Raw genomic sequence first — 23,070 nt, 5'->3', positions numbered from 1 at the left:
CTTTTAAATTTGTGGAAAATGGTTTGTGTGACTTACTGAAATAGCGGTCTTATCTTATAATCAGAACGGTCCGGCTGTACAGGCCGAAAAGTCACATCTTGACCTTTTTCTCCTGTCCCGTCACTCGACTGACCGCCTCCGTTCGGGCTGTCACAGTTTGAATCAAAATGACGATCAGGACGAAGCCGAGGGCGATGAAATCAGAAGTAACATCGGCCATCATTAACATAATCGATGCTGCCAATAACAAGAGTCTACTATACCAACTGGCTTTCTTGCCGAAGAACCATGCCTGGACTGCACAAGCCAACAGATAGACGCCAATGGTTGCCGTAATGGCAGCAAATAGGATACCTCCGACCGACTCTCCTCCTTCTAACAGCAGTTGAGGGCTGTAGAAGAACATGAAGGGTATAATGAACGCAGCTAATCCCAGCTTAAAAGCTTGGATGGAAGTCTTCATGGGGTCCGTCCCCGCGATACCGCTTGCTGCATAAGCAGCTAAAGCAACGGGAGGCGTAATGGCCGAGATGACGGCATAGTAAAAGACAAACATATGGGCAAACAACGGCTCGACGCCCATGCGAATTAACCCCGGCGCCACGACTGATGCCGCTACGGCATAAGCGGCTGTTGTAGGCATCCCCATCCCGAGTAAAATAGAGATCACCATTGCGAACAATAAGGCGATCAGCAAATTGTGGTCAGCGATGGACAACAGCATGGAACTGAAACGCAGTCCCACACCGGTCAACGCAATTACGCCCACAATGATGCCCGCACATGCACAAACCGCAATCAGTTGGACAGAATCCTTCATTCCTAATTCAAACGCATGTAAAATCCGTTTCAGACCCATACGTGTTTTTGGGTGAAACAGGCTGACGACAAGACACGCCACAATCCCTAAGCTACCGGCTAAGATGACAGAGAAACCGTTCGCCAGCAAGTAAATGAGTAAAACGACCGGCAGAAAAAGGTAGGCGCTTTTCAGCATGTCTTTGAGCTGTGGCAACTCTTGACGGGATAATCCTTTCATTCCCTGTTTAATCGCCTCAAGATCGACCATGAAGTAAACGGAAATAAAGTATAAAATGGCAGGAATGATTGCCGCTATGATGACCTCCGTGTATTGAATGCCAATAATCTCAGCCATTAAGAAGGCGCCAGCCCCCATGATCGGGGGCAACAACTGCCCTCCGGCCGAGGCGGTGGCTTCGGTCGCCCCTGCGAATCGCGGTGGATATCCGACTTTTTTCATCAACGGAATGGTGAGAGACCCAGTCGCCACTACATTACCGGCGGATGTTCCGTTCATCATTCCCATGAGTCCGGAGGAAACGACGGCGACTTTGGCAGGACCTCCCCGCAATCCCCCGGCTACAGCAAAGGCGACATCAATAAAGTATTGCCCCACCCTTGACATTTGCAGAAAAGCTCCGAAAATAATGAAGAGAATAATGTACTTGGACGATACATCTAAAGTCACGCCGAACACGCCATCCAGTCCGTAGATGTACGTGACAAACCGCTCAACCGAATATCCGGAATGATGGAGAATGCCAGGTAGATACGGCCCTACAAATACGTATAAAACAAACAGTAAAGCTAAAAGAGGAAGCATCCAACCACTCGTGCGCCGCGTAAGTTCAAGGACGATCAACAAACCGGCCAACGCGACGTAGAAATCCATACGAGTAGGCGATACTCCAAAGCGAAACAAAAGCTGATCGAGGTTGACAAAAATGTAGAAACCAACATAAATCGTGACGACGACCAAGATCCAGTCCACAACATGGATTTTGGAGGATCTTGTTCTCCACCCAGGATAAATTAAAAATCCTAACACAGCACCGAATACAAGGTGTGTACTTCTGAATACCCACGGGTCGATAGGATTAATATTTAAAATGTACAGGTGAAAAAGAGCGCCGACGACAGCGACCGTCATAAACAAGTGTCGAACCCATCCCGTTAAATCGCGGGTTTTGGAAAAGGATTTAATGTCTACGGATGTATCGATTTTTGGCGATTTCCCTTTATCCGTCACATTCGGTCACCTCCTGTGTAAATACTGCCTCAACCTGTAAGGTGAAAAGGATTCCCTACCTTTTTATAAAAAGGTAGGGAATGATTCTCTCTCCATAAAACAGGCCTAATTCCCGTCCCACTCCGGTGGATAAACTTCATCCGGTAGTTTGATTCCAATTTCCTCGTAATAGCGAATTGCTCCTGGGTGCATGGGAAGGTTTTTGTTATTTAAAATCGCTTCGGGATCTTCAGCTTCTTTAGCAGACGCATGGGTGTCGATCATTTGCTCAATGTTTTCGTGGTAAGCTTTGACCAAATCATAGACGAAATCGGCATTCACATCTTTGTGGACGATACCAAAGTTGTACATCGCGATCGTCTCTAAATCATCATCCAAAGAATCGTACGTACCTGCCGGAATCGTATACTCATAGAAGAAGGGAAACTCTTCCAAAATAAGGTCGCGTTGCTCCCCCTCAACTCCAAATAAATTGATTTCCCGCTGCGCCTCCACTTCCGTCACTGCTGCGATAGGAATCCCGGCAGCGAACCCGATATAATCAAGCTGACCATCTAACATTTGGGAAGCCATATCACTGGCACCCGCCTGTACATCTTCTGTATTCAATTCTAAAAGTTCATGGATCATGGGCAAATAGGTCCCTGACGTCCCCCCGGCAGGACCGACACCGACACGTTGTCCCTCAATCCCGGAGAGATCTGTCACACCACTATCGGCCAGTGCCCACCAGTGGAAGGGGGTCGAATACATCGGAAACGTAATTCTTACGTCATCCAGCTTTTCCCCTCCGGTCCATTCCCCGGTACCGGTGACCCCTTCGTATGCCGGTCCCGTTGTCACCATACCTAGTTCTTGATCACCAGATTGGATTAATTGCATATTGTGCACCGGACCTCCAGTGACTTCGACGTTTGACGTTACACCGAGATGTTCTTCCAGTAAATTAGCCAGCCCACCACCGAAAATGTAGTAAGTTCCACCTTGTGAAGCAGTGCCTATGGTAACTGTGGTGGGGTAATCCCGTTCTTCTGCATTAGCTTCTTCAGGAGCTTCCTCACCCCCAGTCTCATTAGATGCATCTCCGGCCTGATTCCCACACGCAGCGAGGGCTACTAGCGCCAGTCCAAACAACACGACGAAAAAGATCTTGTCCCATTGTCTGTACATGTTCAACGTTACTTTTTGCACTTTCAGTTGTAACTCCTTTCTTTCTTAAATTTTGGAATATAATGTATGTATTTGTCTCCAAACTGCTCTGTAAATGAATCGTACAGCGGTTCAAGGGCTCTTTCCCACACAACCCGCTCCTCGTGGGTTAATTCATGAAGGTTTACGCAGTCACACTGTTCAAGCGTCTGTCTGTTTTCGCGGTTGATTTCCTCAGCAATCCCTCTTTCCCATTCCGTCACTTCCTGCATACTTTCCAACAACACGATCTGAATCTCGTCTGACAGGTTTTGCCAAAATTTTTCATTCATAAGGACGAGGTAACCTAAATACCCATGATTACTAATCGTCATGTACTCTTGTTGAGTGTGAATGTTTTTGTTGACAATGTTTGAAAAAGTATTTTCCTGGGCATCAATTTCTCCTTTTTCCAAGAGCGGGTAAACTTGATCAAAGGCGTCAACGTGTGCCTGCGCACCTAAAAGGGAAAATTGTTCTTCTAACACTTCACTCGACATGACACGGAAGCGGAGATTCTTAAAATCGGCAAGGTCGATTAAAGGGTTCCGGTTGTTCGTCATCTGCTTAAAGCCATTATTCCAAAACGCCAGTGGGTACAGGCCTTCGCGTTTCAATTTATCCCACAGTACTTGTCCCGCCGGACTTTCTAAATATTCATTCACTTCTTGGTCACTGTTAAAAGCAAAAGGTAAATCAATGACTTGCCATTCAGGAACAAGTTTTGTTACTTTCGATGTCGAAGGAGCGATCATTTGAACATCTCCTTTCAAAAGAGCATCGAATTCTTCGCCGTCCCGGTACAGGAAACTATTGGGGAAGACTTGAACTTCCACGTAACCGTCGGTTCGACTTTCAACCAATTCGGCAAACTTACGACTGGCCTGACCCTTCGGAGTATCTTCGCCCACAACATGAGAAAAACGAATCACGATGCGTTCATCTGCACTCAGTTGCTCATGATCTTGAGGATAAGTCCCGTATTGACAAGAAACAGAAACAAAAAGAATGATTATAGGACAGGTCGTGAGTATAACTTTCCGGAGTATGATCACCACCCCTTTAACGACAATGAAATTGTAAACCGCTTACACTTTTTAGCCAATAAAACGAGGATACTGATCTTTTTGGTCTTTTTGGTCTCAGATCGAATAATAGTGTCTGGGCCGCCCGACACTCCCGTATTCAATTTCAACGCGTATCTTATTCTGTTGTACCAAGTATTCCAGGTATCGACGCACTGTAACCCTAGCCATTCCCAAGTCATTGGCTAGTTGTTCTGCAGTGACTGGTTGATCTTGCTCAAAGAGGGCCATCATGATTTGCTTTAACGTAATGTCGCTAATTCCTTTGGGGAGTGATTCGGATCTACCGTCGTAATCCCTCTCTATCCAATGGTCGATATCTTCCTGACTGATCGTCTTCACTTCCATCAATTTCTTCCACATCTTCTGGTATTTTTCCAAAGCGAGCCGAAATCGGTCGAATCGAAAAGGCTTAACGATGTAGTCCACAGCCCCTAATCGAAAAACTTTGTGGACTGTTTTAGCGTCCCGTGCAGCTGTAATCATCAGTACATCTGTCGGAATGTCGTGCGTTCTGATTTCCGTTAGCACATCCAACCCAGATATCTCCGGCAAATACATATCAAGCAACACGAGATCTGGCTTGTGTGTCTTTATGGACTGCAAGGCGTTACGACCGTCCATTACACTATCGATGAGATGAAAAGAAGGGATTTTTTTTAAGAACCCTTTGTTTACTTCCAATACCATTGGATCATCCTCAACCATCACGACTTTAATCATATCAACACCCCTTTCAATTAACTTGGCGTTTAAAAATATAAATTTTTAATAAAACTAACGATGATTATTTTTATAATTCTAACTTAAAAATCTTAAAATTAACAGTCAACTTATTGCCAAAATGGCTACTGCATGATGTCAAAGTTCCTGGGGCATCCTTTTGCTGGAACGGCGGCCAAAAAAAGAAGCCCCCGAAGGACTTCTTTTCCTTGATACAAGACATTCACGTACACGGTCTTAAAACCTACTGCCACTTCTTAATCAAATAATCAGCGTCTCTTTTGAGTATGTTGTAAGCCTTTTCGGAAATCCATCCATTTTTGTTCTGATGCTCCAACAACAGCTTAAAGCTTTTCATGTGGTGGACAGCTTTTTCCGTTAATCCCCTGTTTTCATAATGCCCGACGGCAGTCAAATGAGTCTGTAATGACCGAAATGCTGCATCGTTTGCGATCTCTCCCTCTTCTTTAAAGTGCTCAACAACGGTAATCATGTCCGTCGCACTGCCCGGATCCAACGGTGGCACCGCAGTGCCAATCACGGGAATCTCTAAACTCGACGGATGATTCTCATCCTGATAAATCTTGACAGAAGCCTCATTCGGATTCAGACCGGGGCCTTGGGGTGCCCTTTGTTCCGGATGCTCCTTCGTTCCACCTGCAATACTTAAACGGATGCGATGTCCCTCTTTAAAAACATAAGAGGTTGGCAGGATTTCGATTTGATAGTGCTCAATTTTTCCTGGAACAAGGGGTAGAGGATGAGAACGCGATTTGGATCGCGGCGCATTCAAGTAGCCCGCAGTCACTGCCGTGGATGTTCCGTCTGGGGCTACGTCAGAAATTTGAACGACGAAGTCAATGTCCTCTGCATTTGTCTCAGCCCATATGTCTAGTGTCATCGTTCCTGTTACTTCTGTAGCGTCGAGCAGGGGAGATGTAGTCCATGTGACCGTTTGCTCTTCATAGGGCGTCTGGTCAATCTTTAACCGGCCGCTGGATGAATCCAGCATCGTGTGTAAAAACGGGCCCGATTCAGGTGAGTACTCGTAGTTAGCGCTTTCGCTTCGCTCCCACGAAGGAATTGACCTAAAGGAGCCATCGTTTTTGCTTTCAATAGAGCCGCTTTTTTGCTCACTCAGATACATTTTGACTGTTCGCGTATCGGGAATTGGCCACGCCTTCTCAAATCTCCACTGGTTCGGACCCTGTACATAAATTAAGACGTTATCTTCCTCATCGATCCCGTTGTCTATCCCTTTTAGATAACGATCGAACCAGAGTACCTGGTAGGTTTCAAAATCATAAGGCAGTAAACCTGTCACCGAACCATGGGCCCCCGGACCCATAATCATCTTACTTATACCACCTGCCGCGCTGTATTCCTTGAACGCATGCACATTACCCGGGGAAATGTAGTCATTCCATCCGCCAGAAATCAGGGCGGCAATGTCGTGGCTAGCTATTGCTTCAAGGTCCTCAGTCAATGTGGAGCGTTCACGCCACCAGTCATCAAAATTGCGATGCTGTATGGCAGATGGGTATTCAGGCTCGCCACGGGCAACCCGTCCAGGACCTGGTAGCATGCCTCCTGGATACCATAAGTAATGGTAGCAATCACCACAGGCTATGATCGGACTTATCGCCTTTAGACTTGGCGGAAGTTCTTTAGCAATCAACCACTGATTAATTCCTCTCAACGATGATCCGATCGTTCCAACTTTGCCGTTACACCACGGTTGGTCTGCCATCCACTCCACAAGGTCGTAACCGTCTTCTCCGTATTTGTTGTAAAGGTTCCCTTCCCCTTCCGAAGTTCCTGAACCGCGCATACTGACGTGTAGAGACGCATAACCGCGTTCTGCCAAATCACGGGGAATTCTATTTTCTCCTGAATCCGGGCTTCCGTGCCCATAACCGTTCGGATAAAGGACGCAAGGCCCCGGTCCATCCGGAAGGTCTGGAACGAATAAACGGCCTTTCAATTTGACACCGTCACGCATCGGAATGGTTACGTCCTCGTATACTGTAACTGGATAGCGTTCACTTGACGTCGGCGGTGTCTCGGGCTCTGTAACCCAATTTCTGTTTTCGGTTCCCACTCCCTTTGGACCGTCAACTTGAACCTCCTCAAATGCTTCCGCCGTATTGTCGAACATACTGTGCCCTAAGGTGGTGGAAACAAAGAGTAACAACATCAATAAAGCGGAAAAATACTTTTTTCTACCCATCGCCGCTCCTCCTCGGGAAACAATGTCTCTTGTCATTATAAAGCGCTTACAATAATTTTCCATATAACGATAATACTGATCTTTTTGGTCTTTTTGGTCTTAGGGAACAATCGTTTCCTGGACGAGTCGTCATTTCTAACGATGGACTGTGATTTCAACCTTTGTCCCGCTTCCAACTTGACTTTCAACATGAATACAACCTTGGTTAGCCTCTACAATTTCCTTTACCAAGGCCAAGCCAATCCCCCGGCCTTCCTCTGCTTTGGAACTATAGCCATAGTCAAAAATCTTTGTTTGTTCGTCGTGTGACATCCCTTTCCCCGTATCACAAACGACAATACGCAGCCCATGTTCATCACCTTGCACCAAACAACAGACAACGTGTTTTTCCTGACCTTGGCAGGCTTCAATGGCATTGTCAATTAAATTTCCAAGTATACTGACAAGATCGCCGGCCCTAAACCCATCTACTATTTGGGATAAATAGGAGCTTCTATCTATCCTCAGAGTCACACCGAGCTCCCTTGCCCGAGAACGCTTTCCAAGCAGTAACCCGGAAACAGCGTAATCGTCAATGTTGTCTTTCAGAAACTGAACAAGGTTTTCTTCCTGAGAAGTTTCGTCAATCATCAGATTCAATGCTTCTTCAGTCCGATCCAACTGAATTAAACCTGCGATACTATGCAATTTATTCATGTACTCGTGGTTCTGAGCTCTTAAAGCGCCGACCAAATTTTTAATGCCAGTTAACTCCTCGGCCAATTGGTGAGCGTCTGACCGACTTTTTATCGTCACTACAGATCCGACGAGATCTTGATGGACATGAAGAGGATAGGAAGAAATTAAGTACATCGTGCCGTGGATACTGATAGGCTTATTTTGAATTTTTTGATTGACAAAGTTCAGATCCATCAGCCACGTCCCTGAAAACAATTGACTCAAGGTGAGATCCTCAGCGTCATCAAATAAAGTTGCTACCTTCGTATACTGTTCCGCTACTCTGTTCATGAAGTTGACTTTCCCATTAATATCAATCGAAATGATGCCAATATCCATTGCTTCCATGACAGCTGAACGCTCTTCCAACAACCGCCCTATCTCAAAGGGTTCTAACTGATGGGTTTGCTTTTTTACACTGTTGGCGATAATCCAAGAGCCTATTAATCCGATCGATAGCCCCCATACTAACGAAAGCAACATATTGCTTTGATACTCAGCCAAATAAGATTCAAATGTTGGGGCTAAAATGCCAACAACCGCGACTCCGACTTGATGAATGCCTTCTCTATCCATAATAGGGACAAAAGCGCGAATTGCGTACCCTAACGTCCCTTTCGCCTTCGAGGTATACTCCAATTCAGAAAATGCGGCACCCTCGTCCCCACCTTCAAACCTCTCCCCGATCCGCGATTCCGAAGGGTGGGAATACCTTATGCGATTCATGTCTAAAATGACGATGTAATCAACATTCGTGGCTAAACGGATTCGTTCGGCCACCGGTTGAATGATCCGTGCGCCGCCTTCTTTTCCCACGTAGTCCCGTATTTCATCTAACTGGGCAACCGTTCTGGAAATAGCAATCGCACGCTGTCTAATCTCCTTTTCAAAAGAATAGGAAATGCTGTACAGCATTGACAAACCACTGACGATGACCGAAGAAGAGACCAATATAAAAGAGAGGAGCAGCATTTTGGTCCGCAATTTCATTCTTCGCTTCATTATTGAAAAACCTCACACCTCATCGCTTATGCAAAAGTGATCCATTTCCACCATGTTACCGCCACTAATGTTAGTATCATAATCGACCCGACAGTGAGGGGGACTCCGGCACGCCAAAAATCACGTTGATTGATTTCACCCGTTCCGTGCACAAGAACCGTGGGGAGCGTTTCAACGACAAGAAGAAACCCGTACAAAATAGTGATCGCCGACAATACACTCAATACAACCGGATTAACCCCCATCTCCAGAGCGACACCGATTACCATGGGGAGGAACGTGACCACGGCAGTGGAAATATTGGATACCACAAGATGATAAAGATGGGCCATCACAATCATCACAACGATTAATAAAAAAGGCGCCTCCGCCAGATGAACAAACCAAGCTCCCTTCAACCATTGTGTAACCACGTCAATCGCACCGGAATTATTTAGTACAATGCCGAGGGATAATGTTGATCCGAGCAACAGTACCAAACCGTAATCGACTTGAACGACTTCCCTCCACGTTGCGACGCCGACACCGGGAAGGCTCATGGCGACAACCGCCAGCAGTGCTGGAATGGCAGGATCCAAACCGTGCCATTCTGCACTCATCCACAAGAAAACGGTTCCAGCCAAGATCAGCAAGCAACGCTTTTCTTCACTCGTAAGGGGCCCTAATGCCTGCAACTTCTGCTGCATGACCGCAGTTAACGCATGATGAGTTTCTCGTTCTGCCGGAAACGCTCTGCGAATACACCACCAGGTCGTTGGAATCATAGCGAACCAGACGGGGAATGTGTACCAAAACCAGTCAATATATGAAATACTGTGTTTTAGATAAATATCGAGTATCTCTACCGTGAGCACATTGCCGATGGCGGCTGGCAGTATTGCCGTACCACTTACATTCGCCCCGAAAGCCAAACCGACGAGTAATTGCTTTTTTGCTCCGGACCGTTCGGGCAGGTGGAGCACGTTGACAATAGACAAGACGAGCGGAAGCAGTAACGCCGTTCTGACACTTGTCGCAGGGATAAATAAAGCGAGCATTTGCGGAACGAGTATCACAGCCCATAAAATACGCTTCATGTCACCTTTTGTTCGGGCCATAAGCGCATATGTCAATCGCTTTCCCAGTGCAGTGTGGTTGACAGCTTGTGCCATCATCATCCCGCCTACAATCAAGTAGACAGCTCCTTTGGAAAACCCGCTTAGAGCAACTTCCACAGTGCAAGCGCCGGTCATCACTAGACTTACTAAAACGAGCAACGATGTCAGTCCAAATGGAATGACCTCTGATGCCCACAAAACAATGGCTGCGAGCGTAATGCCAATGGTTGCGCGTGCCTCCCAGGGGACTTCGGCCCCTAACCCTTCGACCGCTATACCAAACAATAAGACGGCCACACAGAAAGCGAATGCTGTTTTTCTATTCAGACGCTTTTCTTTGTGTAGACCTTCGAGATTAGCGGATCGGTACTGTGGTTCGGATTTTATAACTTTTTTTCTCGGCATTTCGACACCTATTTCCCAAAATTCTTAATCACGCACAAATGACAACAAGGAGGAACAGGATCCTCTGCTCCCCCTTCCGTCAGACGTTTACGTTGTCCACTTTAAAGTTCATTGCCACTTCTCAATTAAATTATTAGCTTCAGCTATGAGCACGCTGTACACAAATTCGGAAATCAACCCATTGTCTTGTTGATAGTCGATTAAATCCTTAAAACCACCCATATGCTTAACGACTTTTTCGGCTGCTCCTAGGTTTTCGAAATGACTCACTGCCCTCAAATGAAGAAGTAAAGAATGAAAAACTTCATCGTTTGCAAATTCACCCTCTTCTTCGAAATGCTCAACAAGTGTTTGTATGCTGTCGGCACTTGTTTCCAGATTAGGCAATAGAACAATACGTTTTTCCGTTGCTTCCTCAACCTTTTCTCTGCTATATAACAACGGGATTGACTCATCATTTGCCCACTTTTGGAACAGATCATCGTAGTGTTTGCTGTTCGGATCTCCTGATTGACCAGGGCTGTTCATCGCAACTGAATTGTCCCAGTTTCCAACATCCAGAACCATCCTAAAGGTTGCGCCGCTGGTTTGTCGGAAATTTCCTCTATTATAACTCGTATTCCCAACAGTGTCTCCACTTCCACCACGTGGAAGAGGACCAATATTCATTTTTTTTCGCTGTTCCTCATCAACTAAATCAGATAACTGGTGTTCCAAATAGACATGCTTCAAATCTCCCCATTGCCATTGATCCATCTGCGATCCGAGAAGCTCTTCTACATGGCTGATTGCGTCTACTAGACTAGACAACAGAATTTGATCACGCACTTCTTCTGGATTCTCTCCGAAACGTTCATCCGGATTTTCTAACAGATTTAAGATAACAACAGGGTCACCAGATCCAACGTGATGAGCTGCTTCTTCTGACATAATTTCTTCCACAACTGCCTTGCGTAAATGGTGTTGATACCATACTTCAAACAAGGCACCTGCGGATGAATCAATGGATAAGTCACCATCCCAATTTTGTAGCAATGTCAAAGCACGGTTTACTTTTTCCTCAGAGGACTGAAGACCATCTAGTAATCTAGTGATGCGCTGTCCAGGAATTGATACGTAGTCCGTTTGAAGGCGCTGTGAATCTTCCAATCCTATTTTTTCATAGTTTTCCATTACTTCCGCAATACGCTGGTAACGGAATGGCGCACTCCATTCAAATCCGAGTTTATATTTTTCATAATCATAATCATCCGGCAAATTCATTTCATTTGCTGTACCAATCCAACCCCGATCGGGATTATATTCGAAGGGTAAATTTTCTTGGTTGAGGAAGCCGTCCCATTCATATCTTCCATCACCAGGTACTGGCAATAACCCATCCCAATTATCTCGCACGGGTGTCAACCCACCTGGTTTCCACCCAATGTTTCCATTTATATCAGCATATACTTGGTTCTCTGATGGCGATCCCCATTTGTTCATTGCCTCATAGAACTCATCCCAGCTTTTAGCTCCCATGTAAGCCAAACTTCCCAAGTACGGTGCCATTCCCGGTTCTAACCATGCCGCTCTAACTGCGAAAGCACGATTATTTTCTTCATCTTTATATATAACTGGTCCATGTCGGGTAAATTCTAATTCTGCTTCCTGTTGATTCTCACCTTTAACCTTGATTTCTTCCTTTACAGATGTCATTTCTTCCCATTTGCCTTGGTAAAGATATTCAGAAGGATTGTCTGGATTTGTTTCATATACGTACAGATCTTCCTGGTCGATCGCAAATATAGTGAGCCCGAATGCTACTGTTCCGTTGTGGCCAATGGAAATGCCTGGCAGGATAGGTTCACCGCCGCCGATAACGTCTAATCCGGGTGCTGACAAGTGCGCTATATAACGAAGTGAAGGTACGCCTAGTGCTCTGTGAGGATCATTAGCTAAGATCGGTCGACCCGTTTTTGATTTTTCAGGACTGATGACCCAGTTGTTACTCCCGAGATTAGACTCGTATTCAATTTGATCATTTAAGTTTTCCGTTGTAACCTGATTGTCAATTCCATCAAAAGAAACACCATTTGTCGCTAACCGATAAGTTGCCAAAACATCTTCGGAAATGGCTTCAAGATCCAATCCTTCAGGAATAGTAAATTCCCAATCTGGCTCTAAGCCTTTACGAATGTTTTCAACGTCTTTACCGTATTCTCTTAACGTAATAGCTCGAGCTACTTCATTGGTGATATTTCGTGTCAAACCATGACTTCGAATGCGAACGACATCCTCAGGCTGCCATTTAGAAGGCTTGTAGCCAAGAATCTTGAATTCTTCTGGAATCAGATCGGGATCCTCTTCTGTCAGGTCAATATAGGCGTTGATACCGTTAACAAACGATGTCACAATCTTTTCCGTATCCGGGCCATAAGCTTCCCACTCTTTATCCATGTCTCCGCGGTATAAAAATAAACGTTTCGCTCTGTCTTGTTCTATGTATTCTGGGCCAAGGACTTCCGAGAGCTTTCCCAATCCATTCCTACGCCATAGATCAAGTTGCCATAAACGATCACGGGCGACATTAAATCCTTGTGCAAAATAAACATCATCTGTAGAAGAGGCGTAAATATGTGGAATTCCCCACCGGTCAACAAGAATCTCGGCTGGTTTTTCAAGTCCAGAGACTTTATAGTGCAACGACGATTCTGCCGCGTTACCTGAATAAAAAGTAGGCGTAATCAAAAGCACACATACGAGAATCAACAATATTGCTTTTCTTTTCAATAACCTCACTCCTTGTATATCATTTAAAAAATTCCTATAAACATAACATATTTAAAAGAATTTTTTGACTTGTTGGATATCCAAATCATAGGACAATAAAATTTTATTTACAATATATAAATCATAGGAATCTTTTTGGTCTTTTTGGTCAATAGGCTAGGATCCATCTAAGATTTTTTTAACCACAAACTCACTAGTGGTAAACTAAAAAAAACTGTATAAAGCCGTATAAACTGAAGCATGATTACTGCAGACTCCAGCCGGTGCCCATCCTAAAACAGAACTCCAAAAATCCACTTGCGTCCACATGGAAAAAATATACCCTACCGTAATACTTAAAGAAACCATTAATAACAAAGACGAAATTCCAAGCACTCCTATCGACTTTAATGTTTTGAATGTTTCTCGATTAAATTTGAGGCCTATGTTAACTCCTATTAACATTTGACCAATACCTGTCGCCAATACAGGCATCTCAAACGACCCTCCAAAATTCCAAATCAATGCAAGCAATGTCGAATAGAAAAGCGGCCCAGCAGGAAATGATTTCAAATAGTTAAATGTTAAAGCGACCGTTACCAAACAAAACATCACAATTAAATCATCTATTTTTAGAATAACGTCCACTACTAAAGATGACGGAAAAGGGTTTTCGCCCCCATTACCTGCTAAAAAAGGTAGAATAGTTACAAAAAGTAATATTCTGGCTGTATGAAAAGTAGCTACTATTGGCACATTAGCCCCTTGTTTACTTGCCAATCCTAAAACTTCGGAAGCTCCTCCCGGAATAAACGAAAAAAAAGCTGTTTTTCTATCTAGTTTAGAAAAGCGAAATAAAATGTGCCCAAGAGTCCACCCTCCTGCTAAAGTTAAAAACAGCCCAACCATTATAGGAAAAATCAAACGGTGAGCAGCTTGCCAGAGATCCGAGTGTTAAACCGATCAAACATAACGCAAAAGTGAATAATCGCTTATTAGGTTTCCTCGGACTCACGAATAAATTGTAGATAATACTCGCACATAGTGACCCTAACAGCCATCCAGCAGGGACATTCAAATAATAAAAACAGACGCACGTTATGAATACAAGTATGTATAAAATTTCACTCGAAGGGGCTTAGCAGAATTTCTGAGGAAAAATGCAGAAAAGGAAGACCTAAACATGACTCCTAACCGTGACGAAAGGAGAGGTCTTCCTTGAAACCAATTATACCAGAAATCGCATCTATTTTAGAACAGTCTTCAGACATGTTGTCCTTTTGGGAAACCCTACGTGTGAAAATGATGGGCATCATTGCGGATCAGTTGGGGGAGTTTTTGGAGCAACTGGATCAGGCCCTGGTGGCGTATTACAAGACCTATTACGGTTGGAAAAGTGAGCGGCGTGATCAGCGCCAGTTCACCTGTTTCTTTGGGCCAGTGACCTACCGACGCCACTTAATGTATGACAAAAACGGCAACGCGCATTATCCGGTTGATGAGGCGATAGGATTAAAACCTCGTAAAAGATACAGTCCTGACGTCATGATACTGGGGCGGAGTTAGCGACCGCTCCGGGGATGACTTACCGATTGGCGTCAGAGGTGACAAAGCGCCTCGCCGGCTTATGGAGATAATTTACACACAATTTTGGACTTGTTCCTCATTTACTCGTGTTTTTCCACATCATGTCCTCCGAATTCCTTTCGTAGAGCTGCTACGACTTTACCCGCGAAGGTGTCGTCTTCGAGCGAGCGATAGCGCATCATGAGAGACAGCGCGATAACGGGAGCACATGCTTGTACATCCAGCGCCGTTTCCACCGCCCACTTTCCTTCACCGGACGAATGCATGACCCCTTTAATACTTTCCAAGCGCGGTTCTTTAGCAAAGGCCTTTTCTGTCAGTTCCATTAACCAACCGCGAATGACCGATCCGTGACTCCATACTTTGGCCACGTTTCTGTAGTCGTAGTCAAACGGGCTTCTCTCCAGCAACTCAAACCCCTCGGCAATCGCCTGCATCATTCCGTATTCAATCCCGTTGTGTATCATTTTCAAGAAATGCCCGCTTCCTATGCCACCTGCGAAATAGTAACCGTTTTGGACACTGATGTCGGCAAAAATGGGTTCAATTGTGGGAAAGACATCAGCGTCACCGCCGATCATCAAACAGGCACCGTTCCGGGCTCCTGATACTCCGCCACTCGTTCCCACATCAAAGTAGCGGACGCCTTTCTCTCGTGCTCGATGGTAGCGGGCGATGGAGTCTTTGTAATGGGAATTCCCCCCGTCAATCAAGATGTCACCCTTCTCCATTAAAGGCAATATATCGTGCAAAATACGGTCAACAGCCTCTCCCGCAGGCACCATCAACCACACCACGCGGGGATTGCTCAGAGTAGCCACCAACTCTGACACCTGAAAAGCCCCTTTGGCGCCCTCGGAAACAAGAGCATGGACTCGGTCCTCTTTGACATCGTAGGCTACAACCTCGTAATCATGTTCTAACAAGTTGAGCCCAAGATTATACCCCATTTTCCCTAAACCGATTAGTCCAATCTGCATACAGGATCTCTCCTTCAACATCTTTATAGTTCAATTGGTTCCGTGTCTACCAACGCTTCTTTGAAACTCTGCGATCGCCTCAAACTCGTCTAACAAATGATCGTAAACACGGCGGTAGATCGCCATTAACTTTCGATAAGTGTTCACGTTTTCCACAATCGGTCTGTGACGGTTCACCGCTCCGGCTAGATCTTGAGCCTCTTCAAAAGAGTCAATTTCTCCGAGAGCCCACATCCCCAGTATTGCCGCCCCGAGGCATGTGCTTTCGTAATGGACGGGAATCGTCACTTCGTTACCAAACACGTCAGCTAATATTTGCCGCCACAGGGGCGATCTGGAAAATCCGCCCGACGCACGAATTTCTTTTGCCTCGCCCGCGAGACTCTCTAACGCGAGTGCGACACTGTACATACTGTAGATGACGCCTTCTAAAACAGAGCGAATCATGTGTTCTTTGCGGTGATTCAGCGATAATCCGAAAAACATGCCGCGGGCGTTTGCGTTCCAGTACGGTGCCCGTTCACCTGTCAGAAAAGGAAGAAAGATCAACCCTTCCGAGCCCGGAGGCACCCTTTCGGCAACCTCTGTCAACACTTCATACAGATCTTTTCCCAATCGTTTTGCGGTGGCAACTTCTGCTTCTCCAAGTTCATCGCGTACCCAGCGAAACGCAAGTCCCCCGTTGTTAACAGGCCCTCCGATCACCCAGCGATCTTCCGTTAAGGCGTAACAGAAAAGGCGCCCCTCCGGGTCAATCATAGGGTGATGGACCATCCTTCTGACCGCGCCACTGGTTCCGATGGTGGCCGCCATGACACCGGGACGAACGGCACCGAGACCAATATTGGACAGTACACCGTCACTCGACCCTATGACAAACGGAACATTGACGGGTAAGTTCAGTGTATCAGCCCATGCTCGGTCCAAGCCAGTCAACATGTGGGTAGGTGGTCGTGGGGTTGAAAGTTGCGCCTCCTTCACCCCTGCCACACGTAGCGCTTCCTGATCCCAGGCGAACTGCTGCCAATTGAAGAGGCCCGTGGCAGACGCAATGGAGTAATCGACGACGTATTGATTAAACAGCCGTGCCAACACATATTCCTTGATCGAGACAAACTTGTAAACACGGTTAAAAATATCACCGCGTTCGTTGCGTAACCAGCGCAACTTGGAGAGTGGCGCCATCGGATGCAAAGGTGTTCCAGTGCGAAGGTAAAGGGCGTGACCGTTTAGGTGCTCGCGGATGTGTCGTGTCTGGGCGAAGCTGCGGGTGTCAGCAAACGAGAGACAGCCAGTCAGCGGCTGGCCATGGTCGTCTACCCCGATCAGTGTGTGCATGGCGGAGCTGAACGAGACACACCGTATGTGTCGGGGGTCGATTCCGGCTTTGTGAATGGATTGGGCAATCGTCTTCGTAACAGCATCAAAAACTTCATCTGGATTGTGCTCAGCCGCCCCGGGCTCCGGCGTGTAAAGCGGATAATCAACCAGATACCGCCCGACAATCTTTCCCTCGAGATCAAACACGATCGATTTCGTACTTGTCGTGCCGATATCAACCCCGATCACGTACGCCAATTTCACTCCACTCCTTACAGCTCTCTATTCTGATGCTCCAACATAAATCCGTAAACGGCTCCTAACAAATTTGCATTTTGCCGAAATTTGCACGGTTCTATTTTAGGTTTGACTTTTGCCAAGTCAATCTTCTCTAAAATTCTATCGAGTCTTTCATCTATTTCGTCTATCAAATCTTCCTTTGCACTAATTCCCCCGCCGATTAATATGATTTCGGGATCGTAAATATACTGCAAATTGTAAATCCCGACAGCTAAAAGATGATAAAATGCGTCTATAGCTTGAATACAAGCCTGATCACCTGATTCGGCCATCTTAAAAATGTCTTCTCCCAATATGGAATCGGGGTTCATCTGTTTCATCTTCGCTACTTTTCTGACCAGTGCTTTAGTGGAAGCCACTCTGGACCATACGTCGTTACTGTCTTGAACATCGGGGGTCAAGAGCATGTAGCCAAATTCCCCGCCGTGTAAATTCGCTCCTTTGTGCAGTAACCCATTTTTGAATACGGACCCGCCTATCCCAGTGCCAATCACCATCACAAGAACGTCTTTTTTCCCTCTGGCAGATCCTTTCCACATTTCCGCATAGCCTGCACAGTTGGCATCGTTTTCGACAAAAACAGGTAGTGCTGTTCGGCGTTCCACTAATTTCTTCACACTTGGTCCGTGTATATACGGGATCGCAGAAGATCCATAAACGACTCCATCGTCTGATACAGCTCCGGGACAACTTATCGCAATCCCAGCAACACCTGGGCGGGAATGACAAAACGCCTGAATGGTATGCAATAAGTCATCGAGCGTTTTAGGCGTTTTGACCTTATGAGTTGCAACTATTTCGCCGTTTTCTCGAACCATGCCACTCTTTACAAACGTTCCGCCGATGTCAACAGCCAAGTAAGATTTCATTTATTTCACCTGATCGTCGTTAGTCGCATCAAACTGTCTCGTTTCTATTAATTGTTTATACCAGTATGCCGATTTCTTGAATGACCGTTTCAGATTATTTTCTAAATCGATCTCCACTAAACCGTACCGGTTTTTAAAAGCGTTCATCGGTGAAACGTTGTCTGTAAAAGCCCACAGCATATAGCCCTTACAATTCACGCCCGCTTCAACAGCTCTTAAAAGCCACGTTAAATGTTCACGAATAAATTCGATTCGGTAATCATCTTGAATCACCTGATCGTCATTTTTGAATCTTTGTTCGTCCTCTACCCCCATGCCGTTTTCTGCAATAAACCACTCGATGTTGCCGTACTCTTCTTTCATCCGCATGGCCATATCGTACATGATTTTCGGATAAATTTCCCAACCGCGATAAGGGTTCATTTTTTTGCCGGGAAGATCAAACTGTTCGTAATAGTACTCCGGATGAAAAGGGGTGTTTTCATTCCATGCCGATGAACGGGCTTTTACGCGACGTGGAAAGTAAAGGTTCAGCCCGACATAATCAACCGTATTTTCTTTGATCACGTCCAACTCTTCCGGCGTATGCTCGAACGCGATACTGTGTTTTTCCATCAACTCAAATAGCGCTTGTGGATATTCTCCTTTGATCGACGGGTCTAAAAAGATGCGGTTGAAAAATAAATCGTACATTCTCGCGGCTTCTTGGTCATGTTCGGCGACAGACCGCGCATAGGTCACCTCGGGGTTTAAAATCACACCGATTTTAGCGCCTGTCTTTTCTCGCAAACCTAATGCTTTAAACAACTTCACGACCCGGGCAGTGGCTAAGCTCTTGTTGTAGTTCCATTGCATCCATTTTTTTGTATTTTGCTCAAATGGCCAGCGAACGGCATCTAAATATACGCGTGTTTGAACAACAATCGGTTCATTAAAGGTGAACCAATGTTTCACACGGTCACCGTAACGTTCAAACACTTTTTCCGCGTATTGAACGAATAAGTCCACGACGTGTTTGGAGCCCCAACCGCCGTATTTCTCAAATAAAACGGCCGGAATTTCATAGTGTTCAAGGCATATCATCGGTTCGATACCATTTTCAATCAGTTCATGGATCACATCGTCGACGTAACGCGCATACTCTTCGTCTACTACGGCATGTTCATAATCGACTAAGAAACGGGACCAATTGATGGATGTTCTAAAATGGGTGAGCCCGATCTCCTTCATGTGCCGTATGTCTTCTTTGTAACGATGATAAAAGTCTGTCGCGACTGCGGGCCCGTATCCGTTGTGCCACACGTTTTTGTCATGTTTGTACCAAACATCCAAGTAGGAATCTTGAAAATCTTTCTTTCCGGACCATCCCTCTGTTTGCCATGCGGAAGCCGCCGCCCCATCATAAAATCTTCCGGCACTTTGACCTTGATTTCTCCCATATTATGTTCCTCCTTGCTTCACTCGTTCATTTTTTGACATCAAATGGCGATAAGCCGTGGGCGTGATACCAGTAAACTTTTGAATACTTCTGCAAAGTACTTATACTCCTGAAATCCGACTTGCTCGGATATCTCACTAACCTTAAAAGGGGTTTCGACGAGGAGTGATTTGGCTTCCTCAACCCTTAGCTGATTGACATATTCATTAAATTTTTTTCCCGTCTTTTGTTTAAATAAATAACTGAAGTAATTAGGCGAAACATTGATCACATCTGCAACTTCATACGCTTTAATGTTTGATGTATAGTATTCCTGTATATACGCTTCAGCCCTTTCAATCATCCAATTCTTTTGATCCTCTTTTTTCTCGTCCAGCTTGCTCGTAATCGCCATCACATCGTCATCGAACAATTCTTGTAAAAGCCGGTAAGAATTATACAACTGGACATCCACAAACTGCTTGTACTGGACATCTAACGGGTACACATTGTCCCGAGCAGAGGCCCGTATTGATTGATGACCTTGATCAAAATCTCCCTGCATACTTGAACAACCTCTTCCAGAAAAAATTTATGTGACCTGAAGTAACGAAACAATTCATCCGATAGGTCTCGCAAACCCGCGCTTCCAAATTGCAAGAATTCATCGACAAACTTTTTTTCCAGGTCGTAAGGATAGGTCGGTACACGTCGTCGTTCACGTTCAAATTTAGATAAAACAATCTCTCCGTCCTCTACTAAAGGCAAATAATTTATCGCCCTTGTCAACTCTGTCATTTTTGCCTTAAGGCGGGCGAGGTGAATGACCTCATCACTCCATATGAACGTCAACCAGTCTTGTTTCAACAGCGAAACGATTTTCTTTGGGAAACGGTCTTCGTTTTCAACTTTCACACATGTAAGTAAGACATTTTCCCCTGTAAAAACGGATACGGATTCAAATCCATTTTGGTTCAGGGTCGTATCGATGAGGTTTTTCCAGCGCATCTTTTGTACGTTTATCTTGTCATCACTTAAGTGCTTCATTTTCTGCATATATTCCTGTAACACACTTATAAACGGATAAATTTTAACATCTTCACATGCGCGAAACGGATGAGGGCATCGTACCGGTACGTCAGCTATTTGTTGGAAAATCGCGTTCTTTAAACTCGTTTCCCGAAACTCTGCTCTTAATTTCCGTTCGTCCGCTATTTCACGCGTGAGTCCCCGGACTTTTTGGACGAGCTCCTCAACATTGACGGGTTTTAACAAATAGTCTTTCACACCGAGTTGGATCGCTTTCTGGGCATATGCAAACTCATCGTATCCGCTGATCACAATCATGCGAATCTGAGGGTAGCGTTCATGGAGGAAAGAGGCCAATTGCAGACCGTCTACATTTGGCATCTTTACATCCGTGATCACAATGTCAACATGAGCGTGGCGTTGTATTTTTTCGATCGCATCTTCACCGTCATGCGCGGTATCCACAACTTTGACATTGTGCTGTTCCCACTGAATGGTATTTTCTAAGCCACGACATATAACAGGTTCGTCATCCACGATTAACATATTGAAAGACATCGCCTATTCACCTGTTTCCTTTTGGATCTCCTTTAATTTTTCCTCATTCAGAAGAGGAAGTACCAGACGATATGCCGCCCCTTCATTCGTATCCAACGGAACGAGTCCGTATTTTTCTCCGAAAGCAATATTTAACCGATCTTTTAGGTTGTTTAAAGCGTATCCCGTGTGTCGATCATTCGTTTTATCCTCTGTTTGAAATCCCCAACCATTGTCTATGACGTCAATCCATAGTTGAGCATTAGCTTGATAGCATCGTATGTAAATCATCCCTTGTCTGGGCAACTGTTTAAATCCATGCTGAATACTGTTTTCCACAAGCGGTTGCAGCATTTGCTTCATCACCAGGTGTCCTTTCACTCGATCGTCCATCACAATGCTGAAATCCAACCGGTCACCCATACGACTTTTCTGTAGTTCGAGATAAGCTTGAATGTAAGCCAGCTCGTCTTCTAACAGAACCCACATGTTGTCATTTTTCACATTCATTCGAAACACTTTTGAAAGCTGCTCGATTAACTGTCCGGTTTCCATCGCATTTTCCAACCGTGCCGTCCAGCGAATCATGTCCAGTGTATTGTATAAAAAATGTGGATCCATTTGGCTCTGAAGCGCTTTTAATTCAGATTCTTTTTGTTTAATTTTAAGTTTGTACTCTGAATCAATGTATCTTTTGATGTTTTGCACCATTTTATTAAACTGCATGCCGAGTTTTCCGATTTCATCCGAAGAATTCACATCGACACTGGCAGCAAAATTCGCATTTTCCACTTGCTTGATTTGGGTTGTCAGTGCGATGATGCGCTTTACATTTGACTGGTAAAAAAATGCAAATCCCGCCATTCCTAATAGAAAGAGAACGATCACCATGTTTCTTACAGAACCTTGTACATTGTGTAATTCTTTGACCAATTCTCCTTCATCCACGACGGCAACGGAGATCCAATTTGTACCTTCCAGCCTCTTTTTCACAACAAGATAGTTACCGGAATCTGTTTCATAGTTGTAGGATGACAGTTCACCGTTGATTGCCCAGTCCGTCAGCTTAGGATCGGGATATCGCTTTCCCACATACGATGGATTGTGGTGAATGACAACATCTCCTTGCATGGTGACCACAAAGTAATGGCCTGTTTGCGTTGACGCATTTGCTTCAAGGTGCTTAAACAGTTTTGACGAATCGAGACGAATTCTCACTTTTCCAATGGGATCATTAATTCGATTGAGGTCATTGACGATTCTGGATACACTGATTAAATATTTCTCACCGTCCCAGTCACTCGTCACCCGATAAGCATGACTCCAAACCGGGGCCCCTTCTCCCTCCTCTGCAACACGGTCCAATCGCCCTTCATTCCCTTTAATCGGTTCCCCGAATCTCAACGAATGCCCGTCTTTCCCCTCTAAATATACAGAAGAGATGTATTCATTGGACATCAGTTGAAACGTAAAGTACCCGTTTATGCCTTTCACTGCGTTTTTATATTCTAGCCGGTGCATCTCTTCTTCAGCTGTTGTAAAAAAGGTTCGAAAATCCTGATCGTAAATCATATAGGATGTCATGCTTTCGACGTTCTTGATGATCGATAAAAGAATTTGTTCATTCTTTTCCAGTTTGCTAACTAAATCCTTTTCCGCTTGCTTGTTTAGCGATACCGATGATTGATAATAGACTCGAAAACCAAAGAGAACCGTCGGTAGAGTGATGAAGACGAGGAACAAAATCACAAACTTTCTTCTCAATCCCCAGTGCCGCCTCATGGCA

General features: G+C 45.1%; 15 protein-coding genes and 2 pseudogenes. 1 reads left to right on the top strand and 16 read right to left on the bottom strand.

Annotated features, from left to right (window positions below; all coding sequences use genetic code 11):
• Window positions 1–91 precede the first annotated feature (91 nt).
• The 9 genes and pseudogenes from B0W44_RS12230 to B0W44_RS12190 form a co-directional block, all read right to left on the bottom strand.
• Window positions 92–2,050, bottom strand: a complete 1,959-nt coding sequence (locus tag B0W44_RS12230; RefSeq protein ID WP_228441083.1) for a TRAP transporter permease — start codon at window positions 2,048–2,050, stop codon at window positions 92–94.
• A gap of 105 nt (window positions 2,051–2,155) precedes the next feature.
• Window positions 2,156–3,241 (bottom strand): TAXI family TRAP transporter solute-binding subunit, encoded by a 1,086-nt coding sequence (locus tag B0W44_RS12225; protein ID WP_228441080.1) that lies wholly within the window; start codon window positions 3,239–3,241, stop codon window positions 2,156–2,158.
• A gap of 2 nt (window positions 3,242–3,243) precedes the next feature.
• Window positions 3,244–4,296: a DctP family TRAP transporter solute-binding subunit gene (locus tag B0W44_RS12220; RefSeq protein WP_149027003.1), complete on the bottom strand. Its 1,053-nt coding sequence runs from the start codon at window positions 4,294–4,296 to the stop codon at window positions 3,244–3,246.
• 84 nt (window positions 4,297–4,380) lie between these two features.
• On the bottom strand, window positions 4,381–5,046 hold the full coding sequence (locus tag B0W44_RS12215; protein WP_077720276.1) for a response regulator: 666 nt from the start codon (window positions 5,044–5,046) through the stop codon (window positions 4,381–4,383).
• Window positions 5,047–5,290: 244 nt separating this feature from the next.
• A complete protein-coding gene (locus B0W44_RS12210; RefSeq protein WP_169835558.1) occupies window positions 5,291–7,276 on the bottom strand; it encodes a CocE/NonD family hydrolase in 1,986 nt (661 codons plus the stop codon).
• A gap of 135 nt (window positions 7,277–7,411) precedes the next feature.
• The gene (locus tag B0W44_RS12205) at window positions 7,412–8,995 is read right to left on the bottom strand and encodes an ATP-binding protein (protein ID WP_077720274.1); all 1,584 of its coding nucleotides are present in this window, start codon (window positions 8,993–8,995) and stop codon (window positions 7,412–7,414) included.
• Window positions 8,996–9,021: 26 nt separating this feature from the next.
• Entirely contained in the window at window positions 9,022–10,389 is a 1,368-nt protein-coding gene (locus B0W44_RS12200; protein ID WP_169835557.1) for an SLC13 family permease, read from the bottom strand.
• Window positions 10,390–10,605: 216 nt separating this feature from the next.
• The gene (locus B0W44_RS12195; protein WP_077720272.1) at window positions 10,606–13,266 is read right to left on the bottom strand and encodes a penicillin acylase family protein; all 2,661 of its coding nucleotides are present in this window, start codon (window positions 13,264–13,266) and stop codon (window positions 10,606–10,608) included.
• Between the two features lie 204 nt (window positions 13,267–13,470).
• Window positions 13,471–14,181 (bottom strand): annotated as a pseudogene (locus B0W44_RS12190) (AbrB family transcriptional regulator); the annotation flags it as partial.
• A gap of 282 nt (window positions 14,182–14,463) precedes the next feature.
• Here B0W44_RS12190 and B0W44_RS12185 point away from each other — a divergent pair.
• A complete protein-coding gene (locus B0W44_RS12185) occupies window positions 14,464–14,811 on the top strand; it encodes a UPF0236 family transposase-like protein (RefSeq protein WP_077720270.1) in 348 nt (115 codons plus the stop codon).
• Between the two features lie 101 nt (window positions 14,812–14,912).
• On the opposite strand, the gene gnd is transcribed toward B0W44_RS12185, so the two are convergent.
• The 7 genes and pseudogenes from gnd to B0W44_RS12150 all read right to left on the bottom strand — a co-directional run bounded on the left by gnd (window position 14,913) and on the right by B0W44_RS12150 (window position 23,066).
• Window positions 14,913–15,833: a phosphogluconate dehydrogenase (NAD(+)-dependent, decarboxylating) gene (gnd, locus tag B0W44_RS12180; RefSeq protein ID WP_257788048.1), complete on the bottom strand. Its 921-nt coding sequence runs from the start codon at window positions 15,831–15,833 to the stop codon at window positions 14,913–14,915.
• A gap of 9 nt (window positions 15,834–15,842) precedes the next feature.
• On the bottom strand, window positions 15,843–17,381 hold the full coding sequence (gene gntK / locus B0W44_RS12175) for a gluconokinase (protein WP_077721375.1): 1,539 nt from the start codon (window positions 17,379–17,381) through the stop codon (window positions 15,843–15,845).
• A gap of 23 nt (window positions 17,382–17,404) precedes the next feature.
• Window positions 17,405–18,301 (bottom strand): ROK family protein, encoded by an 897-nt coding sequence (locus B0W44_RS12170; protein WP_077720268.1) that lies wholly within the window; start codon window positions 18,299–18,301, stop codon window positions 17,405–17,407.
• Window positions 18,302–19,740 (bottom strand): annotated as a pseudogene (locus tag B0W44_RS12165) (glycoside hydrolase family 1 protein).
• A 39-nt stretch (window positions 19,741–19,779) separates the two neighbouring features.
• Entirely contained in the window at window positions 19,780–20,283 is a 504-nt protein-coding gene (locus B0W44_RS12160) for a helix-turn-helix domain-containing protein (RefSeq protein ID WP_077721374.1), read from the bottom strand.
• Window positions 20,214–21,293: a response regulator gene (locus B0W44_RS12155; protein ID WP_169835556.1), complete on the bottom strand. Its 1,080-nt coding sequence runs from the start codon at window positions 21,291–21,293 to the stop codon at window positions 20,214–20,216. Before B0W44_RS12155 ends, B0W44_RS12160 begins: the two co-directional genes overlap by 70 nt.
• Window positions 21,294–21,308: 15 nt before the next feature.
• Entirely contained in the window at window positions 21,309–23,066 is a 1,758-nt protein-coding gene (locus B0W44_RS12150; protein ID WP_077720266.1) for a cache domain-containing sensor histidine kinase, read from the bottom strand.
• Window positions 23,067–23,070: the final 4 nt, after the last annotated feature.

Source organism: Novibacillus thermophilus (assembly GCF_002005165.1).
GTDB lineage: Bacteria > Bacillota > Bacilli > Thermoactinomycetales > Novibacillaceae > Novibacillus > Novibacillus thermophilus.
This window is presented reverse-complemented; position numbering and strand designations above follow the sequence as displayed.

What these genes read in the sequence shown, in the direction of transcription:
- B0W44_RS12150 (WP_077720266.1), bottom strand. Translation starts at nt 23,066, where the DNA reads ATGAGGCGGCACTGGGGATTGAGAAGAAAGTTTGTGATTTTGTTCCTC.
- B0W44_RS12155 (WP_169835556.1), bottom strand. Translation starts at nt 21,293, where the DNA reads ATGTTAATCGTGGATGACGAACCTGTTATATGTCGTGGCTTAGAAAAT.
- gnd (WP_257788048.1), bottom strand. Translation starts at nt 15,833, where the DNA reads ATGTTGAAGGAGAGATCCTGTATGCAGATTGGACTAATCGGTTTAGGG.
- B0W44_RS12170 (WP_077720268.1), bottom strand. Translation starts at nt 18,301, where the DNA reads ATGAAATCTTACTTGGCTGTTGACATCGGCGGAACGTTTGTAAAGAGT.
- B0W44_RS12160 (WP_077721374.1), bottom strand. Translation starts at nt 20,283, where the DNA reads ATGCAGGGAGATTTTGATCAAGGTCATCAATCAATACGGGCCTCTGCT.
- B0W44_RS12205 (WP_077720274.1), bottom strand. Translation starts at nt 8,995, where the DNA reads ATGAAGCGAAGAATGAAATTGCGGACCAAAATGCTGCTCCTCTCTTTT.
- B0W44_RS12215 (WP_077720276.1), bottom strand. Translation starts at nt 5,046, where the DNA reads ATGATTAAAGTCGTGATGGTTGAGGATGATCCAATGGTATTGGAAGTA.
- B0W44_RS12210 (WP_169835558.1), bottom strand. Translation starts at nt 7,276, where the DNA reads ATGGGTAGAAAAAAGTATTTTTCCGCTTTATTGATGTTGTTACTCTTT.